The sequence below is a fragment of the Lentzea fradiae genome (genome assembly GCF_900100955.1).
GTDB classification, from domain to species: Bacteria; Actinomycetota; Actinomycetes; order Mycobacteriales; family Pseudonocardiaceae; genus Lentzea; species Lentzea fradiae.
Window position 1 is genome coordinate 76,296 of sequence record NZ_FNCC01000003.1, and the last position, 24,086, is coordinate 100,381.

The following is a 24,086-nucleotide window of genomic DNA, read 5'->3' on the forward strand; positions in this document are numbered from 1 at the left end:
AGGCAGTTGTTTGTAAAGTCAGAGCCGAACGGCGCACTTCAGGTCGGCCAGCACGGCGTGGGCGGCCCGGCGGCCCGAGTGCAACGCGCCCTGGATCGAGCTGGTGTCGCGGTGGTCGCCGCACACGTACCGCCGCTCGCCCGCGCGGACCGACTGCTTGAGCCGGTGCGGCGCGTCCATCGCCGGGAGCGCCCTGGCGATCTCGTAGCGGCGCAGCACCTCCCAGCGGCTGGTGTCGGTGCTGTACAGGCGGTTCAGGTGCGCCCGGACGTCCTGCTCGGACACGTCGTCGAGGACGGTCGCCTGCACCAGCGGCTCGAACGGCGAGTAGGGCCGGGACACCTCCGACATCACCGCCGTGTTGACGACCGGGCCGCCGTTGGCGTCGACCACCAGGCAGGCGTCCCGCAGCGGGGCGCGCGGCGGGCGGAAGTACCAGGTCGTGACGCTGTTCCAGCGCGGCTCCGCCAGGCCCGGCAGCAACCTCGCCGCGGTCGTGCCGTCCGTCGCCACCACGACCGCCTCCGCCGCGACGTGTCCGCCGTCCTCCAGGTCGACCCCGTCGTCGTGCACGGCGTGCACCGCCGACTCCAGCCGGACCGTCCCGGCGGGCAGCTTCTCGGCGAGCGCCTTCGGCAGCTCACCCATGCCGAGCGCGGGCACCGCCGCCCCGCCGCGGGCGAAGCTGCGCCACACGAGGTGGAAGAACCGCGACGACGTCCTCAGTTCGCGTTCCAGGAACACGCCCGCGAGGAACGGCCGGAACACCGACTCCACCCCGCGGTCGGTGACGCCGAGCCGGCGCAGCTCGTCGCGCGTCGTGCGGTCCGGCGCGGCGAGCAGCGGACGGACGGCCCCGAACGCGTCCCGCGCCGAGAACCCGGCCAGTGCGGCGAGGTCGCGGGCGCCGAGGACGTGCTGACGCAGCAGACCGTCCCACGAGTACGTCCCGCCACGCGGGTCGGCGAGCAGGTCGTGCCGGCCGCGGTCGTGCACGAACACCCCGGACCGCAAGTGCCGCAACGGGAACGGGTCGAGGTCGAGCCTCGTCAGCTCCGGGTAGGCGGGCAGCAGGATCTGGAACCCGCGGTCGAACCGGACACCGCCGTCGACGTCCGTGCGGACCCGGCCGCCCACCTCGTCCGACGCCTCCAGGACGGCGACCTCCAGACCTGCCGCCACCAGTTCCGACGCCGCGCTCAGACCCGCGAGCCCTGCTCCCACCACCACGATCACCCGTTGACCGTATGGGCCCGCCGGACGCTCCGCACCACGAGCGCACGTGACGAACCGGACGTGTTCGGCAGGCACGTGGTTGATCGCCGTACCATGCGGGGACACGCGTCGAGAGGAACCGGCGCCGTGGACGCCACCCGCAGACGAAGGAGCGCCGCGGTGCAGCCAGCGACGACGACCCCGGTGGACGACCTGCCCGCGGTCGTCTGGCGGGGCGAGTCGCCTGGCCGGGTGATCACCTTCTTCTCCGGTGCCGTCGAGGACCTGCTCGGCCACCCGCCCTCCCGCTGGCTCGCCGACCCCGGTTTCTGGGCGGAGATCACCCACCCCGAGGACCGCGACGACACCGAGCGGCTGCGCTGGGGCCAGGACGACTACCAGACGATCTACCGCGTCCGCGCGGCCGGCGGCGGCCTCGTGTGGCTGCTGGAGACGACGCGGGTGCGCGGCGCACAGCGCAGCGGCGTGCTCGTCGACATCACCGCCCAGCACGCGGCGGCCAACCGGCAGCGGTTCCTCGACCTGCTCGAACGCGAGTCGCAGCGGCTCGACGACGCCGAAGAGCTGATGGTCCTCACCACTCGGCTGCTCGGCGAGCACCTCGGCGTCGACCGGTGCGCCTACGCGCGCACGGAGGCGGACGAGAACCACTTCGTCATGAGCGGCGACTACGCCAAGGGCCTTCCTCCGCTGCCCGGCCGGTTCGCGATGCGTGCCTTCGGTGAAGGCGCGTTGACGGCCATGCGCGCGGGCAAGCCGTGGGTGGTCAACGACGCGATGAACGACCCACGGCTCGAAGCAGACGACCTCGGCGCCTACCGCGTCACCGGCATCCAGGCCGTGATCTGCCTGCCGTTGCTGCGTGGAGGCCGGTTCGTCGCCGCGATGGCCGTCCACCAGGCGACCCCGCGGACGTGGACGCGCGACGAGATCGAGCTCGTGTCCGTCGTGGTGAACCGGTGCTGGGAGTCGTTGCAGCGCGCGCACGCGGACCGTGCGTTGCGGGACAGCGAAAGCCGCCACCGCCGGCTCGTGGAACGCGCGACGGACGCGATCTGGATGCTGGACGGCGAGATGCGGTTCGTCTCCGTCAACCCCGCCACCGGGCACCTGCTCGGCTACCGGCCGGAGCAGCTGACCGGCACCCCGGTCACCGACCTGCTCGTGGACGGCCTGCCGGAGGACCTCTCGGCGACGCAGACCGTGTCGCTGCGCCACGCCGACGGCTCGGTGGTCGCGCTGGAGCTGAGCGTCCAGCCCACCCCGACGGGCCTGCAGGCGATCGGCAGGGACGTCACCGAGCGCCAGCGCGCCGAGGCCGAACGCGAGCTGCTGCTGCAACGCGAGCACGAGATCGCCACCGCTCTGCAGGAGAGCCTGCTCCCCCGCGAGCTGCCGGTGCTGCCCAGGCTCGCGACCGCGGCCCGCTACCTTCCCGCCGCCGAGCACTCCCAGATCGGCGGCGACTGGTACGAGGTCGTCCCCCTCGGGAAGGCGAAGGTGGGACTGACCGTCGGCGACGTCGTCGGCAAGGGACCGGCCGCCGCCGCGGTGATGGGCCAGCTGCGCAGCGCCCTGACCGGCTACCTCCTCGACGGCCTCTCGCCCGCGGAGTCGTTGCGCCGCCTGAACGTCTTCGCGCCGCGCGTGAACGGCGCCGCCGGCAGCACCTGCGCGTGCATCGTCTTCGACCCGGACGCCGGAGAGCTGTGCTGGGCGTCGGCGGGCCACCCGGCCCCGGTCGTCGTCGACCAGACCGGCGCCCGCGTCCTCACCGGCAAGATCGGCCCCGCGCTCGCCGCCGCCGGTTCGTCCCTCCCGCCCCAGCACACGGCCCCGTTACCGCCCGGCGGCTCGGTGGTCCTCTACACCGACGGCCTCGTGGAACGACGCGACGAGGTGCTGGACGAGGGCCTCGACAGGCTGGTGACGGCCGTCGGCGCCGCCTCCCGGCTGGCACCCGCGTTCCTGGTGCAGCGCATCGTCGAGCAGGTGCTCAAGGGCGGCCAGGCCGACGACGTGGCCCTGGTCGTGGCCCGCCACCTGCCGGCCCCGCTGCACCTGACGTGCCCGGCGGAACCCCAGGAGCTGTCCCCGCTGCGCCGCACCGCGACGGACTGGGCCGGCACCACCGGCCTGTCCGACGACGCCGTCTACGACCTGGAGCTCGCCCTCGGCGAGGCCGCCGCGAACGTCGTGGACCACGCCTACCCGACCGGCGGCGGCACGTTCGACACGACCCTGACCTGGACCGGCCGCGGCGTCGAGGTCGCGGTCACCGACCACGGCCGCTGGCGCCCCGTCCCCGCCGACAAGGGCGACCGGGGCCGCGGCCTCACGATGATCCGCGCCCTCACCGACTCGGCCGACCTCGACGTGCGCCCCGACGGCACCACGATCCGCTTCCACGTCCCCCTGGTCCCCGGCACCGGCGCCACCCCCCTGCCCGAACGCGCCCCGATCACCGCCACCGGCCTCACCGAGGGCGGCGACGACCGCGTCCAGCGCGTCCTGCTGACCGGCGACCTCGACATCGCGACCGTCGAGGACCTGCGCGAGGCCCTGCTGAGCCGCATCGACGTCGCCGACGACCGCCCGGTCGAGCTGGACCTGACCCGGCTCGGCTACCTCAGCAGCTCCGGCATCGCACTGCTGCTGCGCGCCTCGGCGTGCGCACAGGCCCGCGGCCGGACCATGACTCTGGTGGCGGCGGGTGGATCGGCCCCGGCGCGGATCCTGGACCTGTCCGGCCTGCCGCACACGACGAGGACGCTCCACGACGAGGCGGTACGACCGGCGACCTCGGCCTGACGCGCCAGGGGCACAACCCCGGGCTCGACGTCACGGCGGGATCGACCCCACCGGGCGCTCAACCCGCCCGGCACCCGACCCGTCCGGGTCCTCCACCTGCGCGGCGCTCACCCCGCCCACCTCCCACACCGGCAGGGCGCCCGGCCTCAGCCCGTGCAGTCCACCACCGCGAACACCGTCTTCCCGCTCACCGCACCGCCCCCCGCGAGCGGCCGGCACCCCCACTCCGCCGAGATCCGGTCCACCACCACGATCCCGCGCCCCCGGTTCTCCCCCAGCCGCGACCGCCCGTACACCGGGGCGGCGGGAGACGTGTCGTCCACCTCCACCACCACCCGGCACGGGTCGAGGTGGTGCAGGAGGCGCAGCCGGCCGGTGCCGGGCGTGTGGTCCAGGACGTTCGTGACGAGTTCGGTGACGACGAGCTGCACGTCGTAGAGGTGGTCCTCGCCGAGCGCGCTCAGCGCGGCGGTCAGCCAGCGGCGCAGTGCCGAGACCGAGAGGCCGGGCGCCACCGGCACGTCCAGCAGGAGCGGCGTCACGCGAGCCTCCGCAGCAGCACCAGGGCGATGTCGTCCTGCTTGTCCTGGCCCAGCTCGGCCAGCAGGCGGTCGGCCAGCTCGTCCATGTCGTCGGTGTGCGACACGGCGGCGCGCAGCTTCTCCATGCCCTCGTCGAGGTCCACGCCGGGGCGTTCGACCAGGCCGTCTGTGGTGAGCAGGACCGTGGTGCCGGGCGGCAGGGGGAGCGTGGTGGCCTCCGGGCGGTCGAGACCGATGCCGAGCAGCGGTCCCTTGACGGGGACATAGCGGGCCCCGGTGGCGTCGGCCAGCAGCGGGGGCACGTGGCCCGCGTTGGCCACGTCGACCGTGCCCTCCTCCAGGTCGACCAGCAGCAGGCACATCGTGGTGAGGCCGCCGGTCGGGTGGAAGCGTTCGAGGAGGATGTCGACGCGGCGCAGGATCTCGGCCGGGCGGTGTCCCTCCACGGCGTAGGCGCGCAGCGTGTGCCGGACCTCCGCCATGACGGTCGCGGCCTCGATCGAGTGGCCGCACACGTCGCCGATGGCGATCAGCACGCGGCCGTCCAGCTCGATCACGTCGTAGAAGTCGCCGCCGATCTCGGCGTTGCTCTGCGCGGGCACATACCGGGCCGTCATCGGCAGTCCCGGGTGGTGCGGCAGCTCGCGCGGCAGGAGGCTGCGTTGCAGCGTCAGCGCGAGCGAGTGCTCCTCGGCGAAGGTGTGCAGGCCCTCCGCGGCGAGCGCGGTGGCCTGGGCGAGCTGGCTCAGCAGGTTGCGGTCCTCGGCGTTGGTCACCGACTCGGGTGCCACCGCTATGCCGATGGGCGACCGGCGCAGCTTCGTGCGGGCCAGTGCCGCCACGACGGGGGCGTCCCGCCGCCAGGCGTCGCCCTCGACCACGGTCACGCCGATGCCGGGGTTCAGCGACGACAGCCACCGCGCGACGTCCGCGTCGTCCGGGCGCGGACCGGCGCCCGCGGACGCGCTGCAGACGGCGCCGGACGACGTGCCGAGCACCGCGGTCGCGGCGGTGTCGAGCATGTCCGCGGCGCCGATAGCGGCTGCCTCGACCAGGCCGTCGAACGTGGTGGCCGCGTTGATGGCGAACGTGGCGGTGGTCAGGCGGGTGAGGCGGGCGGCGAGGTGCTCGGCGAGGGCGCGGGCGCGGTGGTAGCGCAGCGCGGCCTCGACGTTGGCGAGCAGCTCGCCGGGGTCGACCGGCTCGGTGAGGTAGGCGTCGGCGCCGCGGGTGAGCCCGATGATCTTGTCCTCGGGCTCGATGTAGGTCGCCGACAGCATCACGACGGGCACGGAGCTGGTGCGCGGGTCGGCTTTTATCCGCTCGGTGACGTCGTAGCCGCTCATGTCGGGCAGGTGCACGTCCAGCAGGACCAGGTCGAACGAGTGGTGCTCCAGCGCGTCCAGCGCCTCGGCCGCCGTGGTCGCCTCCACGACCGTGTGGCCGCTGCGGCGCAGCCAGCTGCACGCGATGAACCGGCTCGCCTCGAGGTCGTCCACCACGAGCACCCTGGCGGGTCCGCCACCCATCGCTGTCGGGTTCATCGGGCCTCCGCTCTGCGCACCGCCAGCTGGGCGTCCCTCGTCGCACGGCTCACCGCCGCCGGGTCGATCGCTTCGTCGTGCAGCAACGCGGCGCCGAGGTTGTGGACGCTGCGGGCGAGACCGCCGGGGTCGTCGCCGCACACGACCACCACCGGCACGCTCGCGAGGTCCGGGTCGAGCCGCAGCACGGACAGCACCGCGCTGCCGCTCATGAGCGGGGCGTTCGCGCCCACCAGCACGAGGTCCGGCCGCCGTGACTTCACCAGGTTCAGCGCGCTGCGGCCGTCCTCCGCCTCGACGACGTCGGCGGCGATGTCCGCGAGCGCGTCCCGCAGCCGCCCGCGGACCTCCTCGTCGCCGTCCGCGACGAGCGCGCACGCGACGGGCACCGGTTCCGCCTGGTCGTCCTTGCCGGTGGGCAGCGTCAGCACCACCTCGGTGCCTTCGCCGACGGTGCTGCTCAGGTCGAGCCTGCCGCCGAGGAGCTCGGCGAGCTTGCGGGCGTAGGACAGGCCCAGCCCGGTGCCGCTCGCGCCCACCTGAAGCGCGTTCGGCACCTGGTAGAACTCCTCGAAGACCTTCCCCTGCTCCGACTGCGGGATGCCGATGCCCGTGTCGCTCACGACGAACCGGATCTCCTCCGGCCCCGGCCCCTGTTCGGCGGTGAACCGGATCTCGCCGTGCTTGGTGAACTTGACGGCGTTCGACAGCACGTTGCGCAGGATCCGCACGAGCATCGTCTCGTCGGTGACGAGCGGCGGCAGCTCGGGGATCGTGTCCACGACGAGCTGGACGTCGCCGGTGCGCAGCATCGGCCGCACCGACGACCGCAGCTGCGTGATCACGTAGTCGAGCGCGACCGGGGCCATCCGCGGCCGCAGGCTGCCCGACTCGGCCTTGGCCGTGTCGAGCAGCTCGTTGACCAGCGCGAGCAGCGTGGCGGCGGACTCGTTGATCAGGTCGACGTGGTGGCGCTGGTCGTCGGTCATCGGGTCGCCGCCTGGTGCGCTGAGCAGACGGGTCAGGCCGACCACCGAGTTGATCGGCGCGCGCAGCTCGTGGCTGATGTTGGACCAGAACCGGATGCGCGCCGCGGCCGCTTCCCGCAGCTCCGCGGACTTCGCCTCCAGCTCGGCGTAGAGGGCGACGACGCCCTGGTTCGTGCGCTCCAGCTCCTCGGACAGCTCCTGGTAGAGCGCCACGACGCCGCGGTTGGTCTCCTCCAGCTCGGCGTTGAGCCGTTCCAGCTCCGTGCTCTTGGCCTCCAGGTTCTCGAGCGTCTCCAGGAGCTCCTGGTTCTGCGCCCGCAGCTCGTCGAGCGCGCTGGTGTCCGCGGTCTCGCGCAGCTCCCTCAGCAGACCCTCGTCGAGCTTGACCACGTGGTGCACGTTCTTCACCAGCGTCACGCCCGACGAGGTGATGACCATGTCGTCCATCAGCCTGCGCGCGGTGTCCCAGCCCGGCCCGGCGCCGGTGGCCACCGGCGCCTGCCACGCCAGCTCGACCAGCAGCGCGGGTGAGCCGCCGCGGGTGAGCCGGAAGACGGCGGCGGTGCGGACGTCCTGGCGGACCAGCTCCCTGCCGACGTCGCTCAGCGCCGTCGCGACCCGGATCTGGTTCTGCCCGTCGAGCCCGACTGCCGCCGCGACCTGCCGGCCGCGCTGGCGGAGCAGGAACACATCGCGTTCGTCGCCGACCGGCAGGCGCAGCAGCTCGGTGGGGGTCATGTCGTCCTGGCCACCAGGACGCTCGCGTCGTCGTTGCGGACGCCTGCCTCCCGCAGCAGGGTCGCCGCGACCAGCACCGGGTCGTCGGTGGCCGGGTCGGCGCCGAAGTCGGCGCCCCAGCGCTCGGTCAGGCCGTCGGAGTGCAGCACCACCACGGCCCCCTCCGGCAGCTCGTAGTCGAACGCCCTGATCGTGCGCGCCTGGTGGCCCGCCACGCCCGGCACGGAGATCATGCCCTGTTTCCGGCCGTCCGACAGGACGGCTCCGGCGATGTTGCCCAGCCCGCAGAAGCGGACGGACCTCGCGGCCAGGTCGATCTCGGCGACCGCCAGCGCGCCGCCCCTGGTGCCGCGCAGCTCGTGGTGCAGGCGCGCGAGGAGCTGCTCCGGCGGCATCGGGGCCAGGTCGCGGAACATTCGCACCGCCCGGTCGGACGCGGCGGCCGCCAGCGGCCCGTGCCCGGACCCGTCGCACATCACCAGCGTGAGCCGGTCGGTACTGCGGCAGATCGCGTAGGCGTCCCCGCACACCTCCTCGCCGCCGATGGGCCTGGTCACCCCGGCCGCGTGCTCCGCGCCCCACTCGGGCACCCAGTCGCGCGCCGCGGCGAACCGCGCCACCAGCGCCGTGCCGGAACCGGCCCGCGACGTCATGGAGCACGAGGTGGCGAGCCGCGCCACGGCGCCCAGCCCGACCCCGAGCGTGCCCGTCGTCGACTGCCCGTCCTGCCACGCCAGCTCGACGTCGGCGATGCCGGGACCTCGGTCCAGGGCGACGACCTCGACGGCCGCGTCCCGCTCGCCGCGCACCGTGCGCACCAGCACGACGCCCTGCCGGGCGTGCTTGTGCAGGTTCGTCCCGATCTCGGTGACCGCGAGCCCGACCTCCGCCGTGCGGTTCGCGCCGAACCCGAGGCGTTCGGCCAGCGTCGTGACGGTGCGGCGGATCCGTCCGACCTGCGCGGTCTCCTCGACCGGCAGCCACACCTCGTCGCGCACCAGGGGCAGGCACGTCGCCGTCGTCATCTCTTCCACTTGACCACCGTCACGACCGTGCCGCGGCCGACTTCGGTGTCCAGGTCGAACTGGTCGACGAGCCGCTTCGCGCCGCTGAGCCCGAGACCGAGCCCGCTGCCGCTGCTCCAGCCGTCGGCGAGGGCCAGCGTGAGGTCCGGGATGCCCGGACCCTCGTCGTGGAACGACGCGCGGACGCCGCTACGCCTGCCGTCGCTGACCTCCTCGACGCGGGCGAAGCCCCCGCCGCCGTAGATGAGCGTGTTGCGGGCCAGCTCGCTCGCCGCCGTGACGAGCTTCGTCTGGTCGACGAGCGAGAGCTTGGTCTGCTGCGCGTACGTCCGCACGAGCTGACGCACGCGCACGACGTCGTCGTCGCCGCTGATGGCGACCTGTTCCGGCCCGTCGGCCCCGGTGGGCATCAGGCGTCCCGCGGGAACTCGCCGAAGTGCGTGACCGCACCCCGGCGTTCGCGGCCGAGCTCACCCAGGATCTTCATGCCGCGTTCGAGGTTGAGCGCCGTGCGCACACCGCCGAGCGTGAGCCCCAGCTCCACCAGCGTGATCGCCACCGCCGGCCGCATGCCGACGACGACCGTGTCGGCGTCGAACAGCCGGGAGATGGACGCGATCGTCGCGAACATCCGCCCGATGAACGAGTCGACGATCTCCACCGCCGAGATGTCGATGACCACGCCGTGCGCGCCGGTCGCGCTGATCTTCTCGGCCAGGTCCTCCTGCAGGGCGAGCACGCTCTGGTCCTGCAGGTCGATCTGGATCGAGACGAGCAGCACGCCGCCGATCTTCAGAATCGGGACGCGCTCCATCACACGACCTCGCGGCGCACGACTTCGACGCCTTCCCTGCGCAGCGCGTGCCGCAGCGCGTCGGCGAGCGAAGCCTTGGTGACGATGTCGCCGAACTCGATGCCGAGCGCCACGATCGTCTGCGCGATCTGCGGGCGGATGCCCGACACGATGCACTCGGCGCCCATCAGCCGCGCCGCGACGACGGTCTTGAGCAGGTGCTGCGCGACCTGCGTGTCCACGGCGAAGACGCCGGTGATGTCGATGATCGCGTGCTCGGAGCCGGTCTCGACCAGCATCTCCAGCAGCTTCTCCATGACGACCTGGGTGCGCGCGGAGTCGAGGGTGCCCACCAGCGGCACCGCCAGCACGCCCTCCCAGATCTTGACCACCGGCGTGGTCAGCTCCAGCAGCTGCTCGGACTGCTCGCGGATGATGTCCTCGCGGGCGCGCGAGTAGGACTCGAAGGTCAGCAGCCCGAACGCGTCGAGCAGCCGGGAGAACGCGAGCGCCTGCTGGAAGACCTCCGGGGAGGCGTCGTTCTCGACCAGCTCGAAGACCGGCTCCTTGAGCGAGAAGACGCTCGACGCCGTCTCCGACGGCGTGAAGCCCGCCCGCACCCTGGAGCGCGAGTACTCCTCGAGCAGCGACCGGATCTCGGTGAACTCCGGACCGCTGATGTTCTTCCCGTCGTGGCCCACCAGAGGCACCAGGGCCGCGTAGAACTCGCGGAAGTCGGCCTCCAGCTCCGTCCTCGCCGACCGGCCGCGCAACGCGGCCGCGACCACGCCCACCCACTTGTCGATCAGGAGCTCCGCGTTCTCCCGCAACAGCTCGGTCAAACGCTGGGCGTGTCCTGCGTCTGCAGTCACTCAAGCCTCCTCAGGCGGTCAGTACCCCACAGACAGTAGCTGTGCGCCGTCCAACGGCCCGACAGGTGGTTACCGCGTTTAGCGGCTTCCCGCAGGAGGTACGTTCAGCCAGCACACCAGTGACAGAAAGGCACCTTCTTGGCCGTCGGAGGCGAGCCCCCTGATACCCCGCACGTGCTGGAGCTCAACCGTGATGTGGTCGACATCGCGGAGATCCGCCGGTGGGCCGGTTCGGCGTTGCCGGGCCTGAACGAGGACGACCTGCTCGACGTCCAGCTGATCGTGACCGAACTGGTCTCGAACGTGTACGACCACGGCGAGTTCCCCGCGCGCCTGCGCCTGGACGCGCCGAGCGGCGACGGGAGCGTGCGGATCGAGGTCGAGGACGCCTCGTCGATCCCGCCCGTGCTGAAGCCCTCGTCCCCGCACTCGGCGCGCGGACGAGGGCTCGTGCTGGTCGACCAGCTGGCCGGCGAGTGGGGCGTCACGGAGCAACGAGCCGGCAAGACGATCTGGGCGGTCGTGCCTCGCACCGGCGGTGAGTGAGTTCCTGCCCGTCAGCTCCGCCTGAGCGGCGCCACGCGCGTGGTTCAGCTCCGGCTGGGCCGCGGCATGGCCTTGATGGCGGCGACCGCGTCGGACCGGCTCGAGTACAGCTCCAGCAGCACGTCGACACCGGAGATCGTGAGCGGCATCCGCACGGCCCGCCTGGTCGCGACGACGGCGAGCGGCACCCCCGCGGCCTCGGCCTCCTGCCACACGGCGGCGAGCATGTTGACGCCCGCGGACCCGAAGAACGTCACGGCGTCGAGGTCCACCACCACCCCGGCCGGCTTCTCGCGCACGGCCGCCGCGGCCTTCAGCATCGGTGACTCCGGGGTCATCCGGTCGACCTCACCGGCGACGCTCACGAGCGTGATCCCGTCGTGGTCGGTCAGCTCGGCGGTCAGTCCCACGACTGCTCCCTCGGCGTGCTGGCTCATCGACCTACCTCCCATCGGCAAACCGTGCGAAGCGCCGACGCGAGCCCGCTGCCCAACCCGGAGAACCTGTAGATGACCTCACATGGATGACTCGGATGTTTGGAAACTCCTGCCCACGCTATGCCCCTTCGTGGTGAGACACAACCGCGCGGTGATGTTGGTCTTCCCGTCCGGCGGGTAACCGCACGTCATGACCGATCCGCTGAACCCAGAGGCCCCGCACGCCCCCGGCACCCCCGACCTCGGCGACCTCGAGGAACCCGAGCGCTCCGAGGAGGTGGCCGAGGAGGTGCCCGCCAAGCAGGTGATCAACGACGAGGGCCCGGAAGGACAGGAACCGCCGGACTAGCCGAGCCGGAAAAGACAGTGCTCCCGGTGGCCGTGGCCACCCGGAGCACTGTCGTTTACGACCCGGAAGGGACCGTCATGGCCTGGCGTAGTCGTGGAGGGCGTTCTGCCCCAGGAGCAGCCGGTCCTCTCCTGCCTCGACCTCGGCCTTGATATCGGCCATCAGCGTGTTCCGTTCCGCTTGGTTCAGGTGTGTGAGCTGCTCGATGTCGCTGAAGTTGGCAGGCGGCGAGGCGACCACGTTCTTCATCGCCTGCGCGTCCTGTTCCAACGAGTCGACCATCTGCGCCACGCAGAACGCCCGTACGTCATCGGCACGGCTCCTGGCGAGGGCGGAGGCGGAGCTCATGTGGGAAAGCGCCGCTGTGACGGCCGCCCTGTCCGACTGTGCCGAGGGGGTGGCCTGGAGAGCACGGTCTGCCGCGATCAGCTGCATCTCGGCCGCCAGAACAAGAGAACACGCATCCGGGCTGGACGACACGGCTTGCACCGCGTGGTTCGCCTTGTTCTTGGCTCTGCCGACATCGAGCACAGCCTTGGCCAGCGCGGGTGACGTCCCGGTGATGGAGGTGCTCAGTGCGTCGTGGACCTCGGTCATCGCGGCGCGCAGCAGACGGGCGAGTCGCTTGCGCTCGTCTTTCAACGCTTTGAGGAAGTTGGAGCTCACAGTTTTTCCGCGCTGCTTGTAGGTGCGCCCGGCACGGTGGCGCTGGTCGTGCAGCATGATCGTCCATCCACCCTGCGCTTGCTTCCCCGACACGACCTGCTTGATCTGTCTGTCGGCGAACTCGGTTTGGCTCGCCACCTTCTTCAAGAGGTCGCTGTGCGGCTGGTGGTCGCGTTCGAACCCGCTGTGGACGTAGTCGGGTTGCTTGGCGTAGGTCGCCACAAGCCCTTCCACCCGGTAGCGCGCGACCAGGCGGCTCATCTGCGCACGGTAGTGCAGGTCCGAGGTGACGTTGCGGTACTTGCCCGTCGGTTTGTTCGGGTAACCACTGCGTTTGCCCTTGGCCAGGTAGGTGCCCAGATCCTTCGCCAACTTGATCACCAGGGCGATCATCGGCTTCAGCGCGATGGCCACGTTCTGTTCGGCGAGCAACCGGGCGGACCAGGTGGCGGCAGGATTGGCGATCTCCGCGTTCGCCGTGGCCGTGGCGTTCGTGGCGACGGATTGGTACGTCCGCATCATCGCGTCGTCCGCGGTCAAGTCCGGGTCGACGCTGCGGAACTGGTTCGGCAGCAACCTGTGGACCTTGTGGCGCAGCCGCTCGTACTGCGTGTGCATCTCGAAGATGAAAGCTGTCACCGGCAGCGGCCGGCTCGCGATCATGAGCCGCCGCGGCGCCGCCGGTTCGCCGGCACCGCGGAGTTCGAGATCGGGGTCCGAGTCCTCGTAACCGGGGAAGAGCCGGTGTTGCTCCTTCGCCCCCTCGACCTCGACCTCGAACGCGACGATCTCCCTGCGCTTTTCGGCCTCCTTCGCCTGCATGCGCCGCCGCCGGACCTCGTCGCGTTTCCTGGCCGCGTCCTTGCGTTCTCGATCGGTCCTGGTCCTCTTGATCGGCTGCCTGCCGGACAACACGACGTCACCGTTGCGCTGCCGGACCGGTCCTCCGTCGCCCAGCAGGGCCACGACCGCCGTGTTGCCCGCGGTCCGCTGCAACGCCAGGAGGCGGTGGTCCACAGCCGGAGGGACGCCCTTGCGGCCTGCGCCCGGACGTCCCTCCACCTGCGATCGTCGTTCCAGCATCCCGCCAGTGTCGGCATCGGACCACCGAACGGCCCAGGGCCGCACGGACGAACGGCGGGGCAGGGATCTCCGTTCGGACGTACAGGGGTGGCGTCCGTCAGCGCCAGAACCGCCGCTTGCGGCGCTCCCCCGCCACCGGCTTCTCCTCGGCCGCGGCCGAGGAGGCGAACTCGCCCAGCACCTGCCGCGCCCGCGCCCACAGGCGGTCGACGTCCCCGTCCGCCGTGAGCTCGGTGAGCTCCGCGACCAGGCGCCGCAGCGGCTCGCACGTGGGGTCCTGGCCGACGAGGATGCCGAGCCTGCTGGCCAGGTCCGCGAGCAGGTCGCGGCGCTCCCACACGGGCCTGGCCGCCGCCTCGTCCAGTCGCCGGGCCTCGACCGCGGCGATCTCGCGCAGCTGGGCGAGCCCGTCCGGAACGGGAGCGGGCACGGGGGCGGGAACCGGCATCCGGCCGCGTCCCGGGGCTCCGCGCGGTGCGGGCGGGGGCGCGATCGGGTGGTGCGCGAGGGGCGCGGGCGGGGCGAACCCGTCCGGTCCCCCGGCAGGACCGGCGAACGGGCCCGCGGCGCCTCCGGCGGGTCCGGCGAACATCGGTGCGGCTGCGGCCAGAGGACCTCCCGCGCGGGGGGCCGAAGCGAACTTCGGTGCGGCGAGCTCCCAGCCCGACGGTTGTTCGACCGGCTGCACGACGCGGTGCACCTTGCCGTCGGACACAACACGGTCGTCCACCGCCACGAACGCCGTGAAGCGGCACAGGACGCCGTGCTCCAGCGAGATCCGCAGGATGTCCTTCTCCACCGCGTGGTCGCCCGTCGCGTAGCGGTCCTCCAGGTCGCGCAGCGCGGCGCGGGCCCACTGCGCGCGGACAGCGGGTTCGGCATGTCGCAGCACGGGGACCGTCTCCTGCCAGTCTGCGCCGTCCCTGGTCCGGCCGCTGACCACGACCGTTTCGGGTGCCGTGCCGCGGTAGCGGCCGAACGCCACCAGCGGCACGCCGGGGTAGACGGCCGTGGGCTGCTTCGGCAGGCCGGACGCCGGTGAGATCACCACGTCGGTGACGACCGGCGCGCCGATGCGGCGCTGGATGTGCGTCATCGCCTCGTCGAGCCGGTCCTCGCTCTCGACGAGCTCGCACCGCCCGGCGCCCGCGGCGGCGAGCCGGCCGAGGAAGCCCGCGTTGACAGCGGTGTCGATGCCGACGGCGTGCACCCTCGTCCGGCCGATCAGCGGCGCGATGTCGCGCAGGATCTGGTCCTCGTTGCCGACCTGCCCGTCCGTGACGAGCACCAGGACCGGGTCGCGGTCGCTCTCCGCCCCGGCGAGCAGGGTCAGGCCCTCGCGCAACGGCTGCACCATCTCGGTGCCGCCGCGCGCCCCGGTGCGTGCGAGGTGCTCGACGGCGCGGAACCGGTGGCGGTCGGTGCCGGTGACGAGCCCGCCACCGAGGTCGGGCCGGTCCAGGCGGTCGTCGAAGGTGATGACGGCGAACGTGTCCGCCGAGGTCAGCGTGTCGACGATGCGGGCGGCGGCACGCCTGGCCGCGACCATCTTCCAGCCGGACATGCTGCCGGAGCGGTCGAGCAGCAGCACGACGTCGCGGGGCCGGGCCGGGGCGGACGACTCGGGCGGCAGGACGGTGACCTGGTAGGTGCCCCCGTCACCGCTCTCGTCGGGCACGGACACGGCCGCGGAGCGGGCACCGGCGTAGGCGAGCCGCAGCACGAAGTCGCGGTCGGCCCGCTCCCCCGGCTCGACCGTCAGCGTGTTGCCCTCCCTGGCCACGGTGTGCAGGCTCGACCGGACCTCGCCCAACTCCAGCCCGGCCGGGTCGACCTCGACGCCGATCGTGAGGCGGACCGGGTTCGGGAAGCCGGGCAGCAGCACGGGCGGCGTGATCCGGGAGGCGTCCGGCACGGCGTCGGTGTCCGCGGCGTGCCCGTCACCGGCCGGCGGCCCGTCGAGCGGCTGCCCCGGGACGTAGCGCGGCGCCACCACGAGCGGGAACCGGAACGTCGCCGCGCCGTCCTCGAACACCAGCGGCCCGACCAGGCTCAGCTCGACGGTCACCCGCTCGCCCGGCTGGATGTTGCCGACGCGCATGGTGAAGACGTCCGGCCGGTCCTCTTCGACGATCGACGCCCGCTGCCCGGCCGCGATGGCGTCGTCGTACGCCTGCCGCGCGGCCCCGCGCTCCTGCAGCTCCGCCTCGACCGTGCGGTCGGCGGCGGTCATCTTCATGCCCGTGACCGCGGCGCGGTCGGGCAGCGGGAACACGTAGGTGGCTTCCAGCGCGGTCTCGTGGGTGTTGACGAACCCGGTGGTCAGCACGGTCCGGCCGACCAGCCCGGTGACCGCCGCCCGCACGTCGATGCGCTCCAGGGGCAGGTTGCCGCGCTCGGTCCGCAACGCGCCGACGCCCGCGTCCTCGGTCGTCCAGCCGACGCGGTCCCCCTCGGCTTCCTTCATCGGGGCGACGGAGATGGTCATGACTGTTCCCTTTCGTTCGCGAGCAGACCACGGGCGGCGAGCAGGTCGAGCAGCGGAGCGGCCGCGGCCGCGATGTCCGCGACGTCGGCGGGGGTGGGCGTGCCCGGCACGAGGACGACGGCTCCCCCGCCGAGCGCGACGCCGGTCAGCGTGGTGCCGACCGGCGCGGTTCCGGTCGGCGCGGCGGCCTTCTCCCGGGCCGCCGGAGCCGCGGGCTCTGCCCAGAACCGCGGCCGCACCTCCGCCGGTGACGGCGCGTCACCGGCGGCGAGCACGTCGGCGGGGACACGGGCGACGGCCGCGAGCGTCGCGTCGTCGGCGCCCGCGAGCTCCGCCTGGATCTCGGCGAGCGTCCTCCCCTCCGACTGCAGCCGTTTGAGCGCCACGAGCTGGAGCAGGTGGCGGCGTTCGTACAACGCGGTCCGCCCGCGCATGGCCGACGGTCTGTCGACCAGGCCCGTCGTCGCGTACCAGCGGACGGCCCGCCGGTCGGGAACGTCGCGGACCCGGCCGTTGGGCGCGCCCGAGTACTCCGCCGCCAGCGCGGCGGAGACCCGGTCCAGCAACTCGTCGAGCGTCCACACCCCACCACAGTGACACTGCAACAGTGACAGTGTCAAGGTGAGACCAAGGTCATGTCACCTCCGTGCACGCCCCGTAGCGGCGGTAGGGTTCCGCGCGTCCGCGTGCCCCTGTACATCCACGTCGAGGACGGAGAAGCAGAGTGACCACGGACGAGGCCGCCCGCACCATCGGGCACGACGCCGCGTTGAGCAGGCTGAAGAACCAGAAGGACAAGGTCCTGTACGCGCTCGACCACCTGCCGCGCGGCTGCACGGTGGAGGACGTCCGCCGCTGGCTGAACAGGCAGGGCCAGGACGTTCCCAGCAGGCCGTACGCGACCAAGATCGTGAACGAGTGGCGGGCGCGCAACAGCGTGACCGACACGGCGGGCAACCTGCCGCTGACCCCGGAGCTGCTCGCGAAGCTGGACGGCGTGAACAAGGGAGTCGCCGCCCACGCCGACGCGCTGACGGCCAAGCCGGTCCGGCCCGCCGACACGCCCACGGTCGTCACGAAGCCGGTCGCGCCCGCCGTGACCTTCCAGGCTCCGGCCACGACCCAGCCACTCACCGAACCGGCCGCGGAACCGCCCACTGCGCCACCCACCGGGCTCGTGCGCCCCACCACCCCGGCCGTGCCCGCCGCCCTTCCCACCGCCGAGCCCGCCGTCACGCCCGAGCCCGCTTCCGGCGAGGCTCCCGGCTCGCACGAACCGGCCGGCGCCAAGGGCTTCTACCTGGTGGCCCTGCTGAGCATCGGCGTCAGCGTCGACACGTCGTGGCGCTTCTTCGAGCAGCGCCTCGGCATCACCGACACGTGGGAGCGGGTGGCCCTGTTCTCCGTCATGGAGGCGGCGCTCGTCGCCTGCGGCTGGGCGATGCGCGGCGGCGTGCGCCGCGACGGCAGGCCCGGTCCCGCCCGGTTGGTGGCGTGGGCGCTGACGGCGTTCGCCGCGTTCGCCGCCCTCAGCCTGTCCGGTCCGGTCGCGGGCACCGCCCGCGTGCTGCTCGGCCCCGTGCTCGGCCTGGTGATGCTGCACCTCGCGCTCGGCATCGAGATCCGCGCCACCCGGCAGCGCGCCACGACGTGGGCGCGGGTCGGCCGGGAGTTCCGGGAACGGCTGCTGTCGTTGTTCGGCCTGGGCGACGACCACCGCGACGCCCTCGCGCGCACCCGCGACCGGGCGGCGCTGCGGGCCGCGAAGCTCGCGCTCGCCAGCCGGTGGACGCCCCGGCGGAAGGCGCGGCTGCGCAAGGCTTTGCACGTCTCGAACGTCGCGCACGACCCGGTCCAGCGCGACAAGATGCTGCGCGAGCTCGGAGTGCTGCAGCACGCGGACAAGCTGGCCTCGACCAGCCAGCCGGCGCCGTGGTGATGCTCGGCTTCGTCTCCGACGCCACGCTGGCGCCGGAGATCGCCGCGCTCGTCAACCGCGTGTACGCCGACGCCGAGAAGGGTCTGTGGGCCGAGGGCGGCTCACGGACCACCGAGTCCGAGGTCGCCGATCTCATCCGGGCCGGCGAGATCGTGCTGGCACGCCGGGGAGAACGCGTCGTGGGCGCCGTGCGCGTCCAGCGGATCGAGGACGGCGTCGGCGAGTTCGGCATGCTCGTCGCCGACCCGGGCGAACGCGGCACGGGCATCGGGAAGGCGCTCGTCTCGTTCGCCGAGAACTGGGCCCTGCGACGGGATCTGGCCCACATGCAGCTGGAGCTGTTGGTACCGCGGGAATGGCAGCACCCGGTCAAGGAGTTCCTGCGCGCCTGGTACACCCGTCTGGGGTACCGGGTCGTGCACGTGGGCGACTTCACCCGCGACTACCCGGCGCTGGCTCCGCACCTGGCCTGCCCCTGCGACTTCCTGGTCTTCCGCAAGGACCTCCGGTCCCAGTGGTTGAACTCTTGACCGGATGACCAGCGGCTCGGGGTACGGTCCGCTTCTCACATCGAGCAAGAGGAGAACGACCGTGCGCCGTCGTCTGCGTGGCACCGCCGTTGCCGCGATCGCGTTGACCATGGTGGTGAGCGCCTGCGCCAAGGACTCCGGTGGGGACTCCACCGGGTCGACCAACGCCGCCGGTGGCGGGTGCGAGTTCGCGGAGGCCCCCAGCGCCCCGCCCGCGTCGAGCACCACCACCGCCGCCGGGGAGAAGGTCGACGGCAGCGCGTTGAAGATCGGCCTGGCCTACGACATCGGCGGGCGCGGTGACGCGTCGTTCAACGACCTCGCCGCCGCCGGGTTCGACAAGGCGATCGCCGACATGGGCGTCAAGAAGGAGAACACCCGCGAGCTGTCCGCCGCGCCCAACGAGGACGAGGCCGCGAAGCAGACCCGGCTGCGCCAGCTCGCGTCGGAGGGCTTCAACCCGATCATCGGCGTCGGCTTCGCCTACACCGAGTCGCTGCGGGTCGTCGCGCCGGAGTTCCCGGACGTGAAGTTCGGCCTGGTCGACTCGGCGGTGGAGGGCGTGCCCAACGTGACGCCGCTCGTCTTCGCCGAGCAGGAGGGCTCGTTCCTCGCGGGCGTCGTCGCCGCGTACCAGAGCAAGAAGTGCCACGTGGGCTTCGTAGGCGGCGTGGACATCCCGCTGATCCAGAAGTTCGAGGCGGGCTACGCGCAGGGCGCCAAGACGGCCGCGCCGAACGTCAAGTTCGACAAGAAGTACATCACCCCGGCCGGTGACTTCACCGGATTCCAGGACCCGCCCAAGGGCCAGGAGGCCGCGAAGGGCCTGATCGAGAAGGGCGCGGACGTCGTCTACCCGGCCGCGGGCGCGTCGGGCCTCGGCGTGTTCGCCGCGGTGAAGGAGGCGGGCGTGCTGGCGATCGGCTGCGACGCCGACCAGTACAACCAGCCCGCGGTCGCGAACAACAAGGACGTCATCGTCGCGTCGAGCCTCAAGCGCGTCGACGTGGCCGTGTACGACTTCTTCCGCGCCGCCGCGAAGAACGACCTGTCATCGCTGCCGAAGGTCTTCGACCTGAAGTCGGACGGCGTCGGCTACGCCACCTCCGGCGGCAAGATCGACGCGAAGCTGCAGGGCATCCTCGAGGGCTACAAGGCCCAGATCATCGAGGGCAAGATCAAGGTCAACGACACCGTCTGACCGGTCAGGCCGCCGGTCCCCTCCTCGCCGCGGGCGGGATCGGCGGCACGTCACCGCAGCAACACCCCTGGTCCGGCGCCGCCGACCCGCACCGCGGCGTGACGGCGACGGGCCCCTGCGCGCGTTCGTACGTGTGCTTGCCGAGCGTGAGCTCGCCGGAGCAGCGGTCTTGGCCGGGGCAGCTGCGCAGCAGCGTCACGGCGGGCGCCTCGGTGATGACCGACGGCCTGCGCGCGGCACCGCCCGGCCACTGCACGGAGATCGAGATCGACGACGAGTTGTTGTCGTAGCTCGACTCCAGCAGCGTGCGGCCGGAGTTCACCGTGTTCACCACGTCGTAGGTGCCGGACGGGACGTCGGTGAGGTCGAGCCACTGGAAGTCGACGTCGTAGCGGTAGTCGTCGCCGCTGCCGACGGAGATGCCCTCGACCATCTCGGTGGCGTCGGGATCGCGGTAGCCGCACCGGTTCTGCTCCAGCCGCTGTGCCAGCTCCGCCTCCGGGCTGCCGGGCTCGCGCGCCGCGCCGGGCAGCGAGTCCGCGTCGGCGGTGCGGTAGCGGTCGCCGAGGCAGAACCCGTTCTTGCGGTCGGCCACCACGACCCGGCCGCCGGGCGTGCGCAGCTGCATCCGCGCGAAGTCCAGGAGGTGCCAGTGCCGGTGCGACTTGGCCGGCTCGTAGTACATCGTGGTCTTGGTGGTGCGTCCCGCCTCGTCGAACGAGACCGGGATCGGCCCGCCCCGCCGGTCCTGGAACCCTTGGCGCACCCGCATCTCCGCGCTGCCGGGCGAACGGCGGCCGTAGAGCAGCAGCGGCCCGGCTCCCACGTTGTCCTCGGCCGTGGTGAACCGCAGCCGCACGGACCTGATCGAGCCGGACGTGACGCACTCGCCGCTCGGGTCCTTCGGGTCGGTCACCATGCAGACGTCCCAGTCGCGGCACAGCGCCGGATCTCCGCCGTACCCGCCGGGACACCCCACCGGCGCCTGGCGCAGGTCGGGCAGCAACGGCTGCGCGACCGCACGAGCGGGCGGGACCAGCGCCGCGACGACCAGCAGCACCGTGCCGGCGGCGCTCAAGACCTTGCCGAAGCCCATGCGACCGGACGTTAGTGCGGTTACCCCGCCCGGAGTCCGCACAGGCGAGCAGGTGCACACGGCCGGGTGACAACCGTGACGCGATGCGTTGAACCCGGGAACCGTTCAGCCGAACAGGAACCGCGCCGCGCCGCGCACCGCCTGCCGCATCCAGCCGCCCCGCGGGGCCGGTTGCCCGGTCTCCAGCATGGCGTCCACCTCTTCCTCAGTCGGCTGGCGCGCGTCCAGTGCGGCGGTGCGCAACACGTCCCGGCTCACCGCCATGCCGCCGCGCACGGTGAGTTCCTTGTCCTCCACCACACGCGTGTACCCGTGGTTGTCCTCGAAGCGCTGGTAGCGGAGGCCGGGCGACTCGGTCACGCACTCCAAGGCAACCGGTGAGCACTGCGGTTCGACCGCTCCGAGGGTGACGAACTCGATGTGCCGGGCACCGGGCAGCAGGGCCTTGTCGTCCGGGGTGAACTCGGTGAGCTCGGGTGTGGCCGAGCTTTGCGTGTAACCGGGCACGGTCGCGGTGAACGTCCCCGGCGGGTCGGCCGGGCGTGCGGTGAGCAGGGCCTCGCGCAACGCGGTCCGGTCGAACGTCGCGGGCGCGGTGAGCACGAGCCGCCGTCCCTCCAACCGGTGGAAGTAGGCGATGACGTCCGATCTCTCCACGAAGAACAGGCCGGGACGCTCGACCTCGCAGTCCGGGCCGCTCGGGTAGCGGGACTGGTACTGGTCGATCTCGCAGTCCGGTCCGTCCTGAGCCACGTCGAGGCGCACGTACGGCGACGGTTCGCCGCCACGTCGCGCGTCGCTCGGCACCACCTGCCACGACCCCTGGTGGGGCACCAGGTCGTAGCCCGGCACCGGGGCCACCAGGAGCTCCCCGACCCGTGCGCGGTCCTGCGCGTCTTCCGGCACGGCGGCGACCGCTCCGAGCAAGACGAGAGCGATGACCACGAGAGTGCCGAGCGATCCGAGAGCGAGCGGCCACCGGCGCAGCAGCACTCCTGCCACCAGCGCGAACAGGACACCGATCGCGGGCCACCAGAGCACGGGCGACCGGCTCAGGCCCCAGCCCGCGGCGTCGGCGGCCACCCAGCCCGCCCACGTCAGCACGGTGCCCGTCACGGCGACGGCCACCGCCCAGCCGCCCCGCCCCGCCCTGCTGCCGCCGAACCACGACTCGCTCGGCGCGACGACGAGCAGCAGCCCCGTCAGCAGCAGGACCGCCACCACCGCGAGGACCGCGACCCACCCGGTGCCCAGGAAGATCCCGGTGAGCACCCCCGCGGCCGCCGGCGGCAGCACCACCGCGCCCACGACCCCGGCCGCGACCATCCTCAGCGCCGGCCGGGACGTGGCCGACCGTTCCCCCGTGTCACTCACATGATCATGGTCGCCGCCCTGCCGCCGGTGCGGCATCGGCAGAACTACTCACTCAGGACGAACGGCGCAGCAGCCGGTGCGTGCGGCGGACCGCCGCGAGCCGGTCGGCGCCGTTCACCGCGAGCGCCCGCACCACCGGGTCCTCGGGACCGCGCCGTTGCCGGATCTCGGCCAGCCTGCCCTGCACCGTCGTCGGCGCCCCGTCGGGCCCGGTGGACATGTCGGCGTACCACAGCGCGTCCCGCAGCCGGCTGCGGTCGTCGCCGAACTCCGCGAGGCCGTCCGCGAGCCCGACGATCTCGGCGACCGCCGCCGCGCCCGAGTGGTGGGCCACGAGCGAGCAGATCCGTTCGGACACTCCCGCCCTGCGCAGGTAGCGGGCTCCGTCCAGGGAGTGCAGGCCGGTGTCGGTGATCTCGGAGGCGTAGCCGATGTCGTGCAGCCAGGCCGCGGCGACCAGCAGCTCCCGTTCCCCGGCGGGGAGCACGCGCGCGATGTGCCCCGCGCGCCGGGCGACCCCGGCCGTGTGGGCCCACCGGCGGGGCAGCTCGGCCGCGAGCAGCCGCCGGGCCGTGTTGCGCGCCCAGCCGGTCAGCACCGTGCCGGTCACCTCCGGCACGTCGGCTCTGAACGCCCGCGCGGACGCCCGCACCGCCCGTGCCACCAGCAGCGGCACGTACTCCTGCACGCGTGCCCCGCCGAACCGCGCCCGCGCCCGTTCGGTCCACTCGTGCACCAGGCTCGGTGGCACCTCACCGTGCTCGCGGACCAGCCGGGCCTCCAGGCGCCGGAAGCGTTCGTCCGTCTCGTTCACGACCTCAGACGTGATCGTCACCCCTCCACCGTAGGCGCCCGGCGCGGCGATCGGAGAGGGTCTATCGACCTGATCACATCAGGGCCCACGACATCTGTCCTGGCGAGGTCGTGACGCCCGGCAGGTGCGGTCATCGTGGCCGAAAGCAGTGGCCCGCGGTGACTACTCTTGCGCGGTGCGCGGATTCAGCCAGGTCGACGTCTTCACCGACCAGTTCCTCTACGGCAACCCCGTCGCCGTCGTGCACGACGCGGAAGGGCTGACCACCGAGGAGATGGCGGCGTTCGCCCGCTGGACCAACCTGTCCGAGACGACGTTCCTGCTGCCGCCCACCACCTCCGGCGCCGACTACCGGCTGCGGATCTTCACCGTCGGCCGCGAGCTGCCCTTCGCGGGCCACCCCACCCTCGGCTCGGCCCGCGCGTGGCTCGCCCGCGGCGGCGTGCCGCACACCCCCGGCCAGGTCGTGCAGGAGTGCGCGGCGGGCCTGGTCACCGTGCGCTCGGAAGGCAACCGCCTGGCGTTCGCCGCGCCACCCCTGCTGCGCAGCGGTCCGGTGACGCTGTCGGAACTGCTGGCACTGGCGTCCGCGCTGCGGGTGCGGCCGGAGGACGTCGTCGACGCGCGGTGGGCCGACAACGGTCCCGGCTGGGTGGCGGTCCTGCTCGCGTCCGCCGACGAGGTGCTCGCCGTCGACCCGGACTTCACCCGGTTCGGCACCTTCACGAGCATCGGCGTGGTCGGCCCGCACCCCGAGGGCTGCGATACGGCGTTCGAGGTGCGGGCGTTCTGCGACGAGGGCAGCCGGTTCGAGGAGGACCCGGTGACCGGGAGCCTCAACGCGGCGATCGCCCAGTGGCTCATCCCGGCCGGGCTCGCGGCCGAGCGGTACGTGGCCGCGCAGGGCACCGTGCTGGGGCGGCGGGGGCGGGTGCACCTGGCGCGCGACGGCGGGGAGATCTGGGTGGGCGGCGACACCGTGCTGGGGATCGGCGGGCAGCTGGCGCTGTGAG

General features: G+C 72.7%; 22 protein-coding genes. 7 read left to right on the forward strand and 15 right to left on the reverse strand.

Features of this window, described 5'->3' with window-relative positions:
- Positions 1-18: 18 nt before the first annotated feature.
- Positions 19-1,236 carry an NAD(P)/FAD-dependent oxidoreductase gene (locus BLT23_RS07650; RefSeq protein WP_090047055.1) on the reverse strand — a complete coding sequence of 406 codons (1,218 nt, stop codon included), beginning with the start codon at positions 1,234-1,236 and terminating at the stop codon, positions 19-21.
- 159 nt (positions 1,237-1,395) lie between these two features.
- On the opposite strand from BLT23_RS07650, the gene BLT23_RS07655 reads away from it, so the two are divergent.
- Positions 1,396-4,047 (forward strand): SpoIIE family protein phosphatase, encoded by a 2,652-nt coding sequence (locus BLT23_RS07655; RefSeq protein WP_176946643.1) that lies wholly within the window; start codon positions 1,396-1,398, stop codon positions 4,045-4,047.
- 146 nt (positions 4,048-4,193) lie between these two features.
- On the opposite strand, the gene BLT23_RS07660 is transcribed toward BLT23_RS07655, so the two are convergent.
- Genes BLT23_RS07660 through BLT23_RS07690 form a run of 7 tightly spaced genes read right to left on the reverse strand, consistent with a single transcriptional unit; the run spans position 4,194 to position 10,550 of the window.
- Positions 4,194-4,589, reverse strand: coding sequence for an ATP-binding protein (locus BLT23_RS07660; protein ID WP_090047058.1), 396 nt, complete (start codon positions 4,587-4,589; stop codon positions 4,194-4,196).
- Positions 4,586-6,133 carry a SpoIIE family protein phosphatase gene (locus tag BLT23_RS07665; RefSeq protein WP_090047060.1) on the reverse strand — a complete coding sequence of 516 codons (1,548 nt, stop codon included), beginning with the start codon at positions 6,131-6,133 and terminating at the stop codon, positions 4,586-4,588. The genes BLT23_RS07660 and BLT23_RS07665 overlap by 4 nt, the downstream gene beginning before the upstream one ends.
- A complete protein-coding gene (locus BLT23_RS07670; RefSeq protein ID WP_090047061.1) occupies positions 6,130-7,860 on the reverse strand; it encodes an ATP-binding response regulator in 1,731 nt (576 codons plus the stop codon). Before BLT23_RS07670 ends, BLT23_RS07665 begins: the two co-directional genes overlap by 4 nt.
- Positions 7,857-8,885: an ATP-binding SpoIIE family protein phosphatase gene (locus BLT23_RS07675; RefSeq protein WP_090047063.1), complete on the reverse strand. Its 1,029-nt coding sequence runs from the start codon at positions 8,883-8,885 to the stop codon at positions 7,857-7,859. The genes BLT23_RS07670 and BLT23_RS07675 overlap by 4 nt, the downstream gene beginning before the upstream one ends.
- A complete protein-coding gene (locus BLT23_RS07680; protein WP_090047064.1) occupies positions 8,882-9,295 on the reverse strand; it encodes an ATP-binding protein in 414 nt (137 codons plus the stop codon). The genes BLT23_RS07675 and BLT23_RS07680 overlap by 4 nt, the downstream gene beginning before the upstream one ends.
- Entirely contained in the window at positions 9,295-9,699 is a 405-nt protein-coding gene (locus BLT23_RS07685) for an STAS domain-containing protein (protein ID WP_090047066.1), read from the reverse strand. Before BLT23_RS07685 ends, BLT23_RS07680 begins: the two co-directional genes overlap by 1 nt.
- On the reverse strand, positions 9,699-10,550 hold the full coding sequence (locus BLT23_RS07690; RefSeq protein ID WP_090047067.1) for an STAS domain-containing protein: 852 nt from the start codon (positions 10,548-10,550) through the stop codon (positions 9,699-9,701). Before BLT23_RS07690 ends, BLT23_RS07685 begins: the two co-directional genes overlap by 1 nt.
- Before the next feature lie 174 nt (positions 10,551-10,724).
- Between BLT23_RS07690 and BLT23_RS07695 the strand changes: the two genes are divergently transcribed.
- Positions 10,725-11,096 carry an ATP-binding protein gene (locus tag BLT23_RS07695; RefSeq protein WP_176946644.1) on the forward strand — a complete coding sequence of 124 codons (372 nt, stop codon included), beginning with the start codon at positions 10,725-10,727 and terminating at the stop codon, positions 11,094-11,096.
- A gap of 44 nt (positions 11,097-11,140) precedes the next feature.
- Here BLT23_RS07695 and BLT23_RS07700 read toward each other — a convergent pair whose 3' ends face one another.
- The gene (locus tag BLT23_RS07700; protein ID WP_176946645.1) at positions 11,141-11,533 is read right to left on the reverse strand and encodes an STAS domain-containing protein; all 393 of its coding nucleotides are present in this window, start codon (positions 11,531-11,533) and stop codon (positions 11,141-11,143) included.
- 190 nt (positions 11,534-11,723) lie between these two features.
- Here BLT23_RS07700 and BLT23_RS40590 point away from each other — a divergent pair, with 190 nt between their 5' ends.
- Positions 11,724-11,882 carry a hypothetical protein gene (locus tag BLT23_RS40590; RefSeq protein ID WP_176946646.1) on the forward strand — a complete coding sequence of 53 codons (159 nt, stop codon included), beginning with the start codon at positions 11,724-11,726 and terminating at the stop codon, positions 11,880-11,882.
- A gap of 75 nt (positions 11,883-11,957) precedes the next feature.
- On the opposite strand, the gene BLT23_RS07705 is transcribed toward BLT23_RS40590, so the two are convergent.
- The 3 genes from BLT23_RS07705 to BLT23_RS07715 all read right to left on the reverse strand — a co-directional run bounded on the left by BLT23_RS07705 (position 11,958) and on the right by BLT23_RS07715 (position 16,703).
- The gene (locus BLT23_RS07705) at positions 11,958-13,370 is read right to left on the reverse strand and encodes a hypothetical protein (RefSeq protein WP_143035859.1); all 1,413 of its coding nucleotides are present in this window, start codon (positions 13,368-13,370) and stop codon (positions 11,958-11,960) included.
- A gap of 358 nt (positions 13,371-13,728) precedes the next feature.
- A complete protein-coding gene (locus tag BLT23_RS07710) occupies positions 13,729-16,119 on the reverse strand; it encodes a VIT domain-containing protein (protein WP_090047074.1) in 2,391 nt (796 codons plus the stop codon).
- Entirely contained in the window at positions 16,116-16,703 is a 588-nt protein-coding gene (locus tag BLT23_RS07715) for a MerR family transcriptional regulator (protein WP_090047075.1), read from the reverse strand. Before BLT23_RS07715 ends, BLT23_RS07710 begins: the two co-directional genes overlap by 4 nt.
- A 140-nt stretch (positions 16,704-16,843) precedes the next feature.
- Here BLT23_RS07715 and BLT23_RS07720 point away from each other — a divergent pair, with 140 nt between their 5' ends.
- The 3 genes from BLT23_RS07720 to BLT23_RS07730 all read left to right on the forward strand — a co-directional run bounded on the left by BLT23_RS07720 (position 16,844) and on the right by BLT23_RS07730 (position 19,789).
- Positions 16,844-18,058 carry a hypothetical protein gene (locus tag BLT23_RS07720; protein WP_090047077.1) on the forward strand — a complete coding sequence of 405 codons (1,215 nt, stop codon included), beginning with the start codon at positions 16,844-16,846 and terminating at the stop codon, positions 18,056-18,058.
- The gene (locus BLT23_RS07725; RefSeq protein WP_090047771.1) at positions 18,058-18,588 is read left to right on the forward strand and encodes a GNAT family N-acetyltransferase; all 531 of its coding nucleotides are present in this window, start codon (positions 18,058-18,060) and stop codon (positions 18,586-18,588) included. The genes BLT23_RS07720 and BLT23_RS07725 overlap by 1 nt, the downstream gene beginning before the upstream one ends.
- Positions 18,589-18,661: 73 nt before the next feature.
- Positions 18,662-19,789, forward strand: coding sequence for a BMP family lipoprotein (locus tag BLT23_RS07730; RefSeq protein WP_176946669.1), 1,128 nt, complete (start codon positions 18,662-18,664; stop codon positions 19,787-19,789).
- A gap of 4 nt (positions 19,790-19,793) precedes the next feature.
- Here BLT23_RS07730 and BLT23_RS07735 read toward each other — a convergent pair whose 3' ends face one another.
- The 3 genes from BLT23_RS07735 to BLT23_RS07745 all read right to left on the reverse strand — a co-directional run bounded on the left by BLT23_RS07735 (position 19,794) and on the right by BLT23_RS07745 (position 23,094).
- Positions 19,794-20,885, reverse strand: coding sequence for a lysyl oxidase family protein (locus BLT23_RS07735; protein WP_090047080.1), 1,092 nt, complete (start codon positions 20,883-20,885; stop codon positions 19,794-19,796).
- Between the two features lie 105 nt (positions 20,886-20,990).
- Positions 20,991-22,259, reverse strand: a complete 1,269-nt coding sequence (locus BLT23_RS07740; RefSeq protein WP_143035860.1) for a cytochrome d ubiquinol oxidase subunit II — start codon at positions 22,257-22,259, stop codon at positions 20,991-20,993.
- A gap of 52 nt (positions 22,260-22,311) precedes the next feature.
- Positions 22,312-23,094 (reverse strand): three-helix bundle dimerization domain-containing protein, encoded by a 783-nt coding sequence (locus BLT23_RS07745; protein WP_245743815.1) that lies wholly within the window; start codon positions 23,092-23,094, stop codon positions 22,312-22,314.
- A gap of 154 nt (positions 23,095-23,248) precedes the next feature.
- On the opposite strand from BLT23_RS07745, the gene BLT23_RS07750 reads away from it, so the two are divergent.
- The gene (locus BLT23_RS07750) at positions 23,249-24,085 is read left to right on the forward strand and encodes a PhzF family phenazine biosynthesis protein (protein ID WP_090047083.1); all 837 of its coding nucleotides are present in this window, start codon (positions 23,249-23,251) and stop codon (positions 24,083-24,085) included.
- Position 24,086 lies beyond the last annotated feature (1 nt).

Bases quoted from the DNA above. Each gene is read 5' to 3' on its own strand.
- BLT23_RS07675 (WP_090047063.1), bottom strand. From the start codon at position 8,885: ATGACGACGGCGACGTGCCTGCCCCTGGTGCGCGACGAGGTGTGGCTG.
- BLT23_RS40590 (WP_176946646.1), top strand. From the start codon at position 11,724: ATGACCGATCCGCTGAACCCAGAGGCCCCGCACGCCCCCGGCACCCCC.
- BLT23_RS07710 (WP_090047074.1), bottom strand. From the start codon at position 16,119: ATGACCATCTCCGTCGCCCCGATGAAGGAAGCCGAGGGGGACCGCGTC.
- BLT23_RS07735 (WP_090047080.1), bottom strand. From the start codon at position 20,885: ATGGGCTTCGGCAAGGTCTTGAGCGCCGCCGGCACGGTGCTGCTGGTC.
- BLT23_RS07670 (WP_090047061.1), bottom strand. From the start codon at position 7,860: ATGACCCCCACCGAGCTGCTGCGCCTGCCGGTCGGCGACGAACGCGAT.
- BLT23_RS07680 (WP_090047064.1), bottom strand. From the start codon at position 9,295: ATGCCCACCGGGGCCGACGGGCCGGAACAGGTCGCCATCAGCGGCGAC.
- BLT23_RS07705 (WP_143035859.1), bottom strand. From the start codon at position 13,370: ATGCAGGCGAAGGAGGCCGAAAAGCGCAGGGAGATCGTCGCGTTCGAG.
- BLT23_RS07700 (WP_176946645.1), bottom strand. From the start codon at position 11,533: ATGAGCCAGCACGCCGAGGGAGCAGTCGTGGGACTGACCGCCGAGCTG.
- BLT23_RS07685 (WP_090047066.1), bottom strand. From the start codon at position 9,699: ATGGAGCGCGTCCCGATTCTGAAGATCGGCGGCGTGCTGCTCGTCTCG.
- BLT23_RS07665 (WP_090047060.1), bottom strand. From the start codon at position 6,133: ATGAACCCGACAGCGATGGGTGGCGGACCCGCCAGGGTGCTCGTGGTG.
- BLT23_RS07725 (WP_090047771.1), top strand. From the start codon at position 18,058: ATGCTCGGCTTCGTCTCCGACGCCACGCTGGCGCCGGAGATCGCCGCG.